Origin of the sequence: Streptomyces sp. NPDC087440 (assembly GCF_044744005.1) — a bacterium.
Lineage (GTDB): Bacteria > Actinomycetota > Actinomycetes > Streptomycetales > Streptomycetaceae > Streptomyces.
This window is the reverse complement of sequence record NZ_JBIUXN010000027.1, coordinates 90,752-105,505: the sequence shown is the minus strand read 5'-3', so window position 1 is coordinate 105,505 and position 14,754 is coordinate 90,752. Positions and strand designations below refer to the sequence as shown.

Annotated in this window: 3 protein-coding genes; all 3 read left to right on the top strand. The window is 70.5% G+C overall.

Features of this window, described 5'->3' with window-relative positions:
* Positions 1-8 precede the first annotated feature (8 nt).
* The 3 genes from ACIO3O_RS37360 (at position 9) to ACIO3O_RS37350 (ending at position 14,746) form a co-directional block, all read left to right on the top strand.
* Entirely contained in the window at positions 9-347 is a 339-nt protein-coding gene (locus tag ACIO3O_RS37360; protein WP_401753679.1) for a thermonuclease family protein, read from the top strand.
* Positions 344-556: a hypothetical protein gene (locus ACIO3O_RS37355; protein ID WP_401753677.1), complete on the top strand. Its 213-nt coding sequence runs from the start codon at positions 344-346 to the stop codon at positions 554-556. Before ACIO3O_RS37360 ends, ACIO3O_RS37355 begins: the two co-directional genes overlap by 4 nt.
* Positions 557-646: 90 nt before the next feature.
* Complete coding sequence (locus tag ACIO3O_RS37350) at positions 647-14,746, top strand: UvrD-helicase domain-containing protein (RefSeq protein WP_401753676.1); 14,100 nt, start codon at positions 647-649, stop codon at positions 14,744-14,746.
* Positions 14,747-14,754 lie beyond the last annotated feature (8 nt).

The window sequence follows — 14,754 nt, the reverse complement described above, 5'->3', positions numbered from 1 at the left end:
CGGCCCGCGTGGTGAAGGTGATCGACGCCGACACCTACGACGTCGACCTCGACCTCGGCTTCCACATTCACGTCCAGCAGCGCATCCGTCTTGAAGGCCTCAACGCCCCCGAGAAGAACACCCCCGCGGGCAAGACCGCCATCGCCTGGGCGCAGGCCTGGCTCGCCCAACGCCGTGACTTCGTCGTGGAGACCCACCGGCAGGAGAAGTACGGCCGGTGGCTGGCCACCCTCACCGCCGACGGCAGACACAGCCTCAACACCGCGCTCCTCGACGAAGGCCACGCCGCCCCGTACGACGGCACCGGCCCGCGCCCCCTACCCCCCACCAAGGAGAACGCGTCATGAGCTGGCTCATCTGGTCCGTGTGGGTGGCGATCTTCGCGCTGTACGAGACGTGGGCGCTGATCAACCGGATCGACGGCGACACCCTCAGCGAGAACACCCGCAAGCTGTTCCGCACCCGGACATCGAAGGTCGGCCGCGCCCTGTTCACCGTCGGCTGGCTGGGCTTCTCCGGATGGTTCCTGCTGCACATCCTCACCGAAACGATGTGAACCGGGGGCCCGACCCCGTCATGCCGACCGCCCCCCGTCGAGATCATCGGGCGCGCGACGTTAACGGTTCGGCGCCTGCATGGTCCCGCCATGCTGAATCGCCCCCTTGCACAGGCCGAGTCGCAGGACCTGAGTCGCGGCCTCCAGATCAAGGCCACCCGACGGCCCTGGAACCCTGCCCTGCACCCCCGCGACAGCAAGGGGCGCTTCGTCGAGACCGGTGGCGTCGTGAGGTTGTGGGGCGGACAGCTCGCTCGCGTCGTACGTGCGCTGCCCCACGACCGCATCCTCGTCCAGGACCGCGAAGGCAACGGGGCGTTCACTGGGCGCCGCCACACCACCAGTTCCAAGTGGGTCACCGTCGTGGCCCGTCCGGACGGCAGCGCACCCACCGACGACGAGGACAAGGTCGCGGCCGAAGATGCTCGCCGCCGCGAAGACCCGAACCGTGGCAACGGCATCGGGCGCGACGACGACGGCGACTCCAGCACCCCGGACGAGCCGCACGACAGCGACGACAAGGGCAGGCCCGTCGGTGACGACGACGGAGACGGCCCGGACGACGACGACCAGGACGAACCCGCCGACCGCGCACACCCTCTGAAGGCTGAGGCGCTGCCCAACCGGCGGAACGAGGAAGGTGCCCGGTTCGCCGACACAGCGGCCGTACGCCAGCACTTTCTCCAGCTCGCCCAGCGGGACGGCCAGAAGCCGCAGATGGCCGAGTTCCTGCGCTCCGTCGCCGGGGACGACGAGCTGCACCTGACCCCGTCCGGCCGCCTGGCCATCCTCCCGGACAACGACACGGGCCGCTGGTACCTGACCGCCACCGGCACCGGACAGCACATGGACGCCGCAGGCGACTTCGACAGCCCGCAGGAGGCTGCCCGATTCGCCGCCCACCTGGACGCCGCATCCCGTGAAGGCGGCAACGGCTCCTCCCCGTTCGACTTCTCCGACCCCAACCTCGACGAGCAGGCCCGCACCTGGCGATCCGGCAACGGTGAGAACATCCAGGCGGTCATCGTCCGGGCCCGGTCCAAGTTCCGGTCCGGTACCCGGCCTGCCGCACCGAAGAAGACCGCGGCACCGAAGAAGACTGCGGCCGCGCGCCGTACGGGAGGCACCCCGGGGCAGCGGTTCAGCTCACTGCCCGAGGTCCGCGCCCACTGGACCACCCGCCGAGAGGCCACCTCCGGCACCGACCAGAAGCGGCTCGACGCCCTGGTGGCCAACAACCGGCTCAAGCTGGTGGGCAACGGCCAGTTCGTCATCGTGAAGGCCGGAGACGGCAACTACCGGCTCATCACCACCGGGACCGGCACCCCGGTCGGCCCGCCGTTCCGCCGCCAACGCGACGCCCAGGACGCGGCAACGCGCCTCGTTGCGTCCCCGCTTCGCGGACAGGACGGCAAGCCCCTGGACCTGTCCGACCCGAACGTCTCCGTCCACGCCTGGCGGTCCGACGACAACCGCTCGCTCAGCGAAGTCCTCGCCCAGATCAACACCCTTAGCGACGAGCCGGAACCGAGCGCCCAGAACCAGCCCACCCCGCCGCCAGCCCCGGAACCGACACCCACACCGGCACCGGCGCCGGCCAGTCCCCCCGTCGCCGCCGACTCCGCGACCGACCGCGCTGATCTCGTATCCGGTGACCAGATCAAGATCACGATCAGCGGCCGCGACATCGAATGGCCCGACAGCACCCGCGACCAGAAGAAGCCCGAGAATGTCACCATCCAGGGAACCATCGCCCCCACGTTCCGGCCGGGCCCAGGGCCGACGGGCGCGCCCCTGCTCGACGTCACCCTGACCGACGAAGACGGCAACACGATCGCCACCGGCGAGACCGTGAGCGTCCTCCGGCTGCCCAACCGCGTAACCGTGTCCGGTCACCGCGACGGATTCACCCCTGAAACCGTTCCTGTGACCCGGGTACGCGTCGGCGACGTCGTCGCACGAGGCCAGTTCGGGCACGTCGTCATCGCCGTCCACCGCTCCCCGAACGGACGCGGATTCACCACCAGGAGCCTGGGCGGTGGACACGATCTCGACTCGTTCTCGCTGCGTTCCAACGAGAAGCTCAGCATCATCCCGAAGGGCAAGCGCCAGTCCCAGGACGTAGAACGCGACCTGCCCCAGATCGGTCAGCAGCACGCGAACAGCACCGTCGCCAAGCGTGCTGCCACCGACATCCGTGCCACATGGGCCCAGATCAACACCCTCTCCGAGCAGCAGTGGCCCGACGGGGCCCCGGAGGAATTCCGGGCCCTGTCCCGGCAGATGGAAGGCGTCAGCGACACACCCAAGGGCGCCGACGGCTACCAGCAGAACGCCCACGCCATGCGGGGGGCACTCGCCGCCCTTGACGAGCTGGGCACGGACGGCCTGGACCGGGATCTGACCGAGGCGCTCCTCAAGCTGGAGGAGGGCCTCGACGAGCACGCCGACAAGTTCGACGCCGACGCCCGCAGCATCCGCGCGAACAAGGCGAAGCGCGAAGCGGCCGCCCGCGAAGCAGAACGCGCCGAGGGACTGCAGTCCCGCCCGGCCGTCGGGGACCTCACCGATGATGAGCTCCGCACGGAGTACGACGAGCTCACCACCGGCGAGTTCCGCGACGCCGCCCCCGAGACCCAGGCCCTGTTCGAGAACCGTCTGGAGGAGGTCAAGCGCGAGCGCCGCGACCGCGAGAAGCGCGCCCTCGCCGAACGTCCGACGCCCGCAGCTCTCGATACGGACCAGCTCAAGGCCGAGAAGACTGAACTCGCCCGAAGCCGTACGTCCTACGAGCCCGACGAGGTTGCCCAGGAGCGTACCCGGCGCATGGCCGCGATCGACGCGGAACTGGAGCGCCGCAAGAACGACGACAACCTGGTGCACGCGTGGGACGACCCGGACCAGATCGTGACCGTGCACCTGCCTCGCATCCTCGCGGACTACCTCTCCGAGGAAGGCACTGCGGGAATGAGCGAACCGGATACCCGCAGAGCCCTCAACGAGGCCGTGCGGATGCGCCGAAGCGGAGCGCTCAAGGTGACCGCCCCTCTCGGGGTCCATGAAGACCTCCGCAACTTCGCCTTCGCCCTGGAGGACGGCGACGACGCTGAAGCGGAGGCGTACCAGAAGTACGCCAAGCTCATCGAGAAGGCTCAAGACCGCCTCCAGCGGGCCCGCAGCGCTGCGCCGGAGAAGCCGCAGCCCGACGCTCCCGGCGACGGGGACAGCACCGTCACCCTTACGCCCGACGAGGTCTCCCAACAGCTCGACGCCGTACGCCCCGAAGGATCCAAGGCGCCATCGTCCATGTCGGACCAGGAGGTCCGCGACGAGATCGTCTCCCTGATCGAGCGGGAAATGGCGAACGGCGGGGACCTGACGGGAGTCGACCGCACCCGCCTCAAGGTGCTGGAAGCGGAAGAAGCCCGCCGCGCAGGTCGCAGCATCCCGAAGCAGGAGGAGAAGCCGAAGCCGACGGCGGAGACCGAAGAACTCTTCGGCGCTGACCAACCGGCGCCCCAGCGGCCACTGGTCGCCGACCCGAACAACCCCCTGGACCGCCCGGACGACGAATTCGGGACCCCGGACATGTTCGCGGCCGCCGAGGGCCGCGACACCAGCAACCTGCGCCCGCCGCAGATGCGGGCCCCGATGGCGTTCGAGGCCGGGGACCGGTTCGTCGACGCTGACGGGCGCACCCACACCGTGGCGCAGAAGCCCGTACGCACCGGCCGCGGCAGGGTCTTGGTGGTGTCCGACGACGGCAAGCAGCACTTCCTCGACCCGGACACCGAGCTGCGCGTGCTGTACCCGGAGGATGCCTCCCCCGAGGTGACCCCCGACCCGGACGACCGCACTGCCGGTGACGCGCCCGAGCAGGGCTCACTCCCGTCACCGCAGGCCGGAGAAACCTCCGGTGACGAGGGCGAGGCCCGTCCGCCCGCCGATCTGACCTCCGAGGAGCTCGCCGAGGAGATCGACGGCCTGGAGGACGATGTCGAAGCCCTCAAGGGGGCCACGGACCCGCTGGAACTGGCCTACCGGCTCCGCGCGGAGCACCGCCTGTGGGAGCTGCAGCGGGAAGAAGCCGACCGGTGGGTGCGCGAACCGGAGTACGACGACAACGGCGAGCTGGTCGAGCCGTCCCGGGGCAGCATCCTGCGCGACCGCGTGGACGGATACGGCCTCAACCAGAACGAGGCCCGGGGCGCTGTGTCCAGCGTGGACGACCTGCCGCCCGCGAAGCCCGGCAGCTACTCCGACGAGGAATGGGCCAAGATCGAGGCGGACGCGGCCGCCAGGGAGGACTACCCGCCAACTGACGAGCAGCGGATCATCATCGACGGCGCGGCCCGGCGGGGCCTGGACATGCGGGTCATGGCGCTCGCCGGCACCGGCAAGTCGACCACGCTCAAGATGCTGTCCCACCGCATGCCGAACAAGAGGATCCTCTACCTCGCGTTCAACAGGTCGGTTGCGGATGAAGCGATCGAGTCGCAGCAGCGCGGCGAGTACGCGAGGAACCTCACCCCCACCACCGCCAACGCATATGCGAACAGCATGGTGGACCGGGACCTGCTCGACCGCCTGAAGTGGGCGCGCCTCAACGACCAGCAGCTCGCCGACCGCATGCGGTGGCGCACCGACATCCGGGCCGGTGGTGACACGCTCTCCCCGCGTCGCGCCGCGTTCCTGGCCAACAAGCTGCTCGCCGGATGGGTCAAGTCCGACGACGACGACTTCGCTGAACACCACCTCCCGGAACAGATCCACAACCGCGACGCGGTATTCGCGGCGGTCAAGCCGCTGGCCGAGCAGATGTGGGCCAACATCACCGACCCGAAGAAGAACGACAAGGAGCGCGACCTCCCGCTGTCCTTCGACCACACGGTGAAGATGTGGGCCCTGTCCGGGACCGTGCCGGACACCGACGTCCTGTTCTGGGACGAAGCACAGGACGTGAACCCCGTCATGGAGGGCATCGTCCGCAACATCCGCGCCGCGGGCATCCAGATCGTGGCGGTGGGCGACAGCAACCAGGCGATCTATGGCTTCCGGGGTGCCACCGATGCTCTGGGGCGGCTGCCTGCCGACGCCACGGCCACGCTCACCCAGACGTTCCGTTTCGGTGACTCGGTCGCCGACGTGGGAAACCGGTTCCTGCGCCTGGTCGGCACCCGGATGCGCCTCAAGGGGTGGGAGCGCAAGAACTCCCGTACGGGCGAGATCCACCCGGGCGACGAGACGATGCTCATCGCCCGCGGAAACGCCGGCGTCGTCCTGGGCGCCGTAGAGGGGCTGCAGGCCGGTCGCAAGGTCGCGGTCGCAGGCGGGCTCAACGACCTGCGGAAGTTCCTGGAAGCAGCCGAAGCCCTGCGGGACAACCGGCGGACCTCACACCAGGACCTCGCCCGGTTCAACGGCATGGACTGGGAGACGATTCGGGCGGAGGTCGAAGCCGACAAGGACCTCAAGCAGCTCGACAGCATGTTCAAGCTGATGGACAAGCACAGCGACGCCCTCGACTCGCTGCTTGCCGCAATACGGATGCCGCGCCCGCTGGTAGAGGACGACGGCGAGCACCTGTGGGTCAAGCTCGCCTTCGGCGACAGCAACTTCAATGCGACCAAGGACTGGCTCAAGCGCAACGGGTTCGGCTGGGATCCCGACAGCAAGCGGTGGGGCTACCCCCCGCCGAAGCGGAGCGCCGGCGTGCCCGAGCGCGAGCGCGCCCAGGTCCTGGAGAAGACCGAACGCTACCTCGCCGACCGATACACGGCCCCGGAAAGCGAGAACGGGGGGCAGATCGTCGACCAGGCGGCGCCGCACGACCTCCTCGTCTCCACCGCCCACAAGGCGAAGGGCCTGGAGTCGCCCCGTGTGCGTATCGCAGGTGACTTCCGCGGGCCGAAGGAGACCCCCGAGGACGGCATCGACTGGGACACCATCCCCGACGACGAGGAGCTGCGCCTGGCGTACGTCGCGGTCACCCGCGCCACCGACGTCCTCGACACCGGTTCTCTGGGCTGGATCTTCGACGCCACCCGTAGCGACGACCCCATGCACAGGCCCGATGGCACCTACACCCGCCCCTGGGCCTTGGACGACTTCCACGAGGGCAACCGCGTCTCCTTCTGGTCCGAGGACGGAGAAAGCCTCACCGAGGGCACCGTCACCGCGATCGACGGCGCGGAACTGCACGTCCGGACGTCCAGCGGCCGCACCGAACCGATCACCGCCAGCCGTATTGCTCGCCGCGAGGGACAGGGCGAACCGCGTCTGCCCGTCGCGAGCCCGGAAGAGCTCGACGAAGCTCTGAAGAACGGCCAGTTCGTCCCCCCGCAGCGGGAGGGCACAGTGCGGCTCTCGCCGGACGACGTCCGCAGCACGCTCGCCCGCATTGCCCCCGAGCCCGAGTCGGACCCCGCCGGCGACGGCGATGGAGGTGCCCCCACGGACGTTGTACCGCCCGCTCCGATCGGTACGACGAAACCGACGGACATGGATGACGCGGCCATCACCGCGGAGCTGGAGGCCATGGAGGCATGGCGGCAGCGGCACGTCATGCTCAACGGCGAAGGGCCGCACGTGCCCAAGGGCGAGGCCATGCCCATGCTCGTGGACCTGGGCAATCGCCGCGGCCACCTGACGGATGAGCGGCGCAGGCGTGAGAACGCCCTCAAGGCCCAGGCCGACAAGGAGAAGAAGGCACAGGAGAAGGCCGACCTCCTTGCGCGCGCGGTGGTCGGAAAGCGGCAGGAAGACGGCAACCATCCGGTCTCCGTCGACGGCCGCCACGTCGGAACCGTGCGCAAGCTCGGACGCTCCTGGACGTTCACCCACGACGACGGCAGCTCGAACCCCGACCTCCACACCACCAAGGGCGATGCAGTAGCTGCCCTGGTCCGCCTTGACGACCTGCGCCAAGAGCAGGCCAAGGACCGGGAGATGCAGGAACGGGCCCGACAGGAAGCACCGGACGGCTGGGTCTTCGGCGACCGCGACGAGCTCGCAGAGAACGACGTCATCCGGGTTCCGGTCACCGCGACCGACCGTGAGGGCCGCCCCTACCCGACGAGCTGGCGTCAGCCGGTGCGCGTCACCAGCATCAGCCGGAACGACAACGGCACGATGGTCGTGTCCATCGCCAACCTGGACGGGTCCCGTTCGGACCGGAGCCCGCTCATGTGGGGAGGCTCCGACCGGGAGGCCGGCTTCGTGTGGGCCTCGGACCGTACGCGGCCCGAGCCGACACCGCAGTGGCACAACGAGCTCCGGGTACGGATGGCCGACCTCGGAGACGACGTCGCCACCCTTCAGCGTCTGGAGGGATTGGACGACCCGGAGCGGATTCGTGCGCTCGGTGAGCTGATACAGCGCATCGGGGACGGGAAGAGCAACGACCTCCAGGGCGACCTGCGCCGTGTCCGCGATGAGACAGCCTGGCTGGACAGCCAGTTCGACAACCCCGACCTGCCGTGGGAGACCCGCAGCAGACGATCCTGGGCCACCGCTGCCCGCCGGAAGGCAGAAGCGGCCCTCGCCCACCCGGACTTCCAGAACGACAAGGACACCGCGGCCCCAGGCGCTGCCCCTGCCGTGAACGCCCCCGACACCGACGACCGGTCCAGCCGCATGCAGGCTCTGCTGGGCGAAGCCTCCGACAGTGTCGGCGGCGACGCCGTGCCCGAGATCAGCGATCTCCGCGACCGGCTGAACAATACGGACGACGCTGACGACCGCGACAGGGAAGTCCGCGACATCGGCGACCGTCTGGACGCGCTGGCCGAGATGTACGAGCTCGGCGGCCCGCAGGGTGAACGGGCAGCGGAGCTGTTCCGGCGTGCCGCGCGGATCGCCCGGGGTGAGGACGACCAGGACAACGAGCGCGACGACGACAAGGAAGAGGACGTCGAGCCCCCGCAGGAGCCCGGCGCGAATGGCGACGACCGCGACCGTCGTCGCGGCGACGATGACGGAGACCTCGACACAGGAGCGGCCGACCCCAACGGCGCAGGCCCGGACGGCGGTTCGGGGGGCGGTCCGGACGGTCCCAGCGGGCCGCGTACTCCCGACGATGACGACAGCTCCGCAGACGGTGACGACGCAGAGGACAAGCCGGAGGACCGAGAGGACAACGACCGGCGTCGTAACCGTCGGCGCCGACGGGGACGGGGGGGCAACAACGGGCCGGGCGGAGGCGGCGGCCCTGGTGGACCGGGCCTTCCGCGCCTTCCGCATCTCGACCTTCCCGACCCGAATGCCTCCAGCGGCGACGACGGGGACAGCCGTGGCCGGCGGCCCCGGGCCCCACATCGTGACGTCGACGCCGTGCGCCGCGCGTGGAAGGACGGCGACGGTCTCACCCCGGCCGAAGACACCCCGGAACGCCGCACTCTCCTCGCGCAGGCAGCCGACCGTGATGGGCTCCTCCTGTCTCCGGGTGGGGGCCTGGTGGCATGGCCGGAACCACAGGACGACGGCACGACACGGTGGCGCTACGGACAGGCCCGCAACGGCACCAACCTGCCCGGCCTCACCCTGACCACCGACGATCCCGAGGAAGCTCGTGCGCTCGCCGCCCGCTTCGAGCAGCTCACCGGCGCCGATGGGCAGCCCTTCGACTGGCACCACCCGTGGGGGCCCAGCACCGTGGGGCAGTGGCGGGACCAGGAAGGCCGCAACCTCCAGCGCGCCCTGAACGCCGCCCGCGACGACTTCGAGCAGCAGCGCACCACCAACGACCCCGCACCGTCGGCACCCACCAGCCCCGAAGCGGCTGTGTCCGCACTGCCCGACGACCTCACCAATATGACCGACGAGGAGATCAGCGACGCCTGGCACCGCGGAAACGGACTGAGCCCTGAAGACCAGATGCGGGTCGCACAGGAGATGGACCGCCGCGACAACGCGGACGAGCGCATCCGTGCCGCCGTACCCGACACCCCGCCGGAGAGCGCCGAAGAGGAGAAGAAGCGCGGCGAGGACATGGACGCCGCCCTGGGCTTCGGCGGCAACGACGTCGTACGCCCGCAGCCGACCCGCGAGGACAAGCTCCGCGCAGAGTTCAACCAGCTCGACGAGACCCGCTACCAGGCTGCTGTGGCGGCCACCGGCGGACGCCTGATCAGGGACGGCAAGGGCGACGACGTCGACCCGCGGGAACTGTTCTCCGGCAGCAAGATGTCCACCGCCCGCTGGAAGGCGCTCGCCTCCCCCGAGCTCCTGGCCTGGTACGACGCCAACGGCGGCCGCCTCACCTTCAAGCGGCACAAGGACCGCGAGCGGGAGCGGCACCTGGTGGCCGAGTTCACCGACATCGACGAGGCCCGCTACCTGGCCGCGCTCGACGCAACGAACGGCTACTTCTTCCGCCGGGAGTTCGCGGACAGCGACCTCGACGAACGAGAACTGTTCTCCGGCGGCAGCATGTCCTCCTTCGGCCGCTGGGAGAAGTACGCCAGCGAGGAACTGCGCGAATGGTTCGACGCCAACGGAGGCAGGCTCACCTTCAACCAGTTCAAGCAACAGCGTCGGGCCGACGACAAGACCGGCCGGGACCTGCACGAAGAAGAGCAGCGCACGGCCACGAAGCCCGACCTACCGGCACCGAGCACGACGTCCCCCGAGGAGCCTGCTCCGGATTCCGCAGAGCGCAGCGGTGCTCTCTCCCCCGGCATCGCGGACATCGAGCTGCCGGCACGAAATCTGATGTCCCCTGAAAGCGAAGAGGACGCAGCACGGCGCTTCGGCGGGGCCGACCAGATGCGGGCGCTCGCGGAACGTGCTGAGCTGCGCAGCGAAGGCCTCCCTTCAGGCACCACCGATGTCTGGCTGGACGGCCGCCACATCGGACTCGTCCGCAGCCTGTCGAACCAGCAGAGCTGGGACGCGGTCCCGTCACTGTCCATCCAGAACGACCACGTAGCCCGCTCCCAGACTCGCGAGACAGCCCTCGCGAACCTGGTGCTTCGTGCCTTGCGTACGCCGGTCGACCCCACGAACCCGAGCGAAGACGTCTGGGACACCGTCAGAGGCAACCTCACCTACGGCGACCTGCCCGAGCTGCCCGACCGTCTTGCGCGGGACCCTGCCGTGCAGGAGCGGTACGGCCGACTCGGCAAGCTGATCGACAGCTTCCGGACAGGTACCTTGCCGAGCGGGAATCTGGGCACGGACTTGGAACATGCGGCAGGTGAATTCGCCTGGCTGCACGACGTCCTTGCTCAGAGCAAGAAGCCGGACCGCGAGGTGCTCCGGGACCTGGACAGGCGGATCTACTGGGCAAAGCGCTTGCGGAATGCCCTCGGGGCCGAAGCCGCACCGCAAGCTGCCCCCGAGCCGCGTCCGGCCGCCGTCACTCCCCCGGCCCCGCGCACGACCGATGACCTCCCGGTGGCCCCGTCCGCACCGGACGCCGTACCGGAACCCGCCCAGGTCGGCGGTCAGCCCGCCCACTGGGCACGGGTGGAGGACCTCCTCCCCGGCGACCTGGTCCGCATCGAAGGCTCCACACAGAAGGGCCGCAGCACGACGCGGACCGGATTCGTCTACAGCACCCCCGCCATCGTGATGGTGACCCGCAACAGCAACGTCGAGTGGATGCTGCGGACCTGGGTCACCGAGAACGCCGACGGCAGCGGCACCCGCGGCAACGTCTTCACACCGATGGACGGCACCGCCGCGCGCGCCGTGACGCCCGACGACACCGCGCCGGGCTCCCCGGAAAGCGGGGCCCAGAGCACGATCCGTACGGGCAACCTGCCCGACAGCATCCCCACGGACCGATCCGGCCGAGGCCTCTTCCCAGGCAGCACCGTCACCGGCCGCAACGACCGCGAGGGAACCATTACCGGAGCCACCGACACCACGGTGTCCGTGCGCTGGACCGACGGAGACACCGACGCCGGTGTTGCCCCGACCACCCTCACCGTCACCGGCGGCGACCGCCCGAGCGGGTGGACCGCCTCCGGGCAGCGCGTCCGCCCCGGACACATCGTCAGCGACGACAACGGCACTCTGCTCGGCCACGTCGACGAGGTCGACGGCGACCGCGTCACCATCACCACCACCAACGGGAGCACAACACGCAGCGCCGACAAGCTCCGCGTGGCCCGAGAGGTAAACGACGCCCCGACCGCACCGCCGGTGACCGGCCTTGACCACCCGCCCGCCGCAGACCTCAAGGATGGCGACGTCGTCGTCCTGGACCTGGACGACAAGCTCACGACCGTGGCCATCACCCACACGAGCCGCGACGGCGACCGGATCACCCTCACCTACGCCGACACGACCACCGGCGAAGTAGGCGAGATCGACGTGGACGCCACCGCTGTTCTCCCGCGCGCCCAAGGCGTCAACGGCAAGGCCCCCGAGCTGAGCAGCACGGACGGCCCCGACGACGGAGACGACCTGACCGTGCACGAGCCGGAGCACCGAGTGGACCCGGTCACCGGACCGACCACCGACCCGGAGCTGACCCCGTCCGACCGCAACGCGATCGGCGACCACGCCTCGGGCCCGGACGACGACCCGGCCGCGCAGCAGGGAGCCGCCCGCATCAGCAGGGACCTGCCCGTCACCCCGGAGCAGGCCAGCGCGCTCGCCGCTCAACTCCGGGCATCCGCCGACCCATCAACCGCCGATGGGCGGGCCGCTCTCCGGGCCGCAGACCACCTCGACCGGGCCATCGGCGGTACCCCGCCGCCGGGCCTCGACCGGCCGCGCCTGTCCAACGCCGCCCAGCTTGGCGAAGGCGACATGGTGGCGATGCCGGACGAGCGCCGCGGCGACGCTCTCAGTGTCTACCGCGTGATCGACGTCGAAGAGGGCCCGGGAGGCGTCCGCCGCTTCCTTCTCGAAGACGAAGACCGCCAGTGGCGGCGCCGGGTCGTGCACGGGGCGATGCCGGTGTGGCAGCTTCCCGAACCGACGCCCGCAGCCCCCGCACCGCCGGACCCGGACGACACCGATCCCCTTCCGTCACCCCCGCCGACCCCCGGGACCCCGGCCTCGGGTCCGTCCCCGGCGTCCCCCGTGGCCCGGGTCAGCCCCGGCAACCTCCGTGTGGGCGACGTCATCGACGCACCCGTCAGCCGCACCGGCTACCGGTTCAACGAGCACCGTCGCCTCACGCTCATCACCCCGCCCCAGCACCAGGGCTGGTGGGTGAACCTGACCGGCATCGACGACGACGGCAACGTCCACGACTTCGGACTCCGCAACGGCCGCCAGGTCAGCGTCTACGAACGCAACCGCCCCACTCCGGCCCTCCCCCCGGAAGACGGGCTCCGCGACCCCAACCCGGCCCCGCAGTCCGCCACAGACCGGATCGTCGCCGACCACACCCGCACCGTAGCCGCCCGGATCATCGACGAAGCCATCGTCGGCACGCAGCAACCCGGCGACATCCACGCACTGCGCGAACGGATCGCCCAGCGCCTCACTCCGGACGCCCTGCGCCAGGCACGCCAGGCCGCCCGTCAGGACGCGAACGCGGCCCTCGACGCCGCAGGCATCACCGGACGGGACCGCGCCGCCGCACAGCAAGCCCTCAAGACGGCCCGCAACCAATCCCACAAGGCCACCGTGCGCGCCGCCCTGCGCACGATCAACGACCTCGAACCCCTCCCCGGAGAAAGCGACGAAGACCTCGCCCAGCGCGCAGCCGACTTGCTGCGCCTCATCCCCGACCGGATCGCTCAACAGAACGGCCCCGGCAACGGGCGCACTGACCCCGCAACCACGCGATCCGTTACCCAGCACGCGAACGCCGCCGTGACCGCTCTCCTGCAACAGCTCCAGGCCGCCGGGCTCGACCCCGGCGACGCCAACCAGGTCGCCCGGCTCCTGGACCGCCACCTCGCGGGCTCCCGCCGTGCGACTGCCCGCCAGATCGCCCGCCGCGTCTCGACCGCATCCCCCGCGGCCGGCCGTCAGCCAGGGCTGCTCGCCCAGATCACCGCCCTCCTGGTCCGTCTCGGCAAGCGGTTCATCGAGCTGGTCAAGGCTGCAGTCCGGGAGATCGCCAAGCTGTGGCGAAGCGGCCGCGACCGGCTGGCACGCCTGCGCGCGTTCCTGGGCCGCCTGACGGCCCGCGTCCGCCACTGGCCGGAGTCCCGCCGGCTCGCCCGCCTGCACAACGCCCTCAACCTGCCCACTCCCGAAGGCGAATCCCTGGCCGCCCGCATCTCCCACTGGGCCGGTCTCCTGCCCGAGCCCGGACGCTTCGGTCAGGCCTCGCGCCGCACCACCTGGTGGCAGCCCTCCACCTGGTCGCAGCTCGCCGCCGGGCGGCTGCCGAACCGTACGGACCGGATGCGCTGGTCTCCCGACCGTGCAGCCGACGGTGGCCCCGGCCTCACCGGACTGCGACACCTGGCCGCACTGCGCGCCGCTGGAACCGACGTCGATCAGGACGTGACACGACGTCTTGCCGCCATCCTGGGCGACGACTTCGGTACCGACCCGCACACCACCCTCCAAGAAGCCGACGACCACGTTGCCGACACCGAGCGCCGCCTGTTCAACCTCCAGGCCGCCCGCAGCGCCGCGACCCTCCAGGACTCCGACATCGACGTGGAGATCGCCGCGGCCCGCCTCGCCGCGAGCGGTGCCCGCCGGGACTGGGAGGCACTGCGGGCCCGCTACGCCGCCGCCGTACCCGATGCTGTGGCGGCCGCGCTCGCAGAGATTCGCGACATCGGCCCCGAGGGGAACGCCGGGCTGGTCTTCGGACCGGACAGCACCCCCGACGGCGAACGCGCCGTCCGCGGAGTGCAACGGCTCCTGCCCCGCTCCTGGCTCAACACCCCGGCAGTACGCCGCATCACGGCCGTGTACGGCGACAGCGGCCGGTACGAGCCCGGCGGGCAGCGGATCACGGTCGCCGACCTCGCCGACGACGGACTGGGCACCGCGGGCTTCGCGCTGGGGCAGCACCTCGCGCAGCACCTCGCGGACCTGGACGCAGCACAGCGCATCTGGTGGTTCAACCACACCCACACCGGGCGCCCCGGCGCCCGGCGCATGAACCACAGCGCTCTGAGCCGTCTTCTGCGCCGCCAGACGCAGACACAGCCGGACACGGGTGACAGTCTCGCCCGATCCGTTCAGTCCATGTTTAGCGGCGACTGGTACCAGGACGATGACCTGAGAGCCTTCCTCCTGGGCCTCCTCGCCACCCGATAGGAGCCGTT

Excerpts from the sequence above, each read along its gene's own strand:
- ACIO3O_RS37355 (WP_401753677.1), top strand. The coding sequence starts at position 344 with ATGAGCTGGCTCATCTGGTCCGTGTGGGTGGCGATCTTCGCGCTGTAC.
- ACIO3O_RS37350 (WP_401753676.1), top strand. The coding sequence starts at position 647 with ATGCTGAATCGCCCCCTTGCACAGGCCGAGTCGCAGGACCTGAGTCGC.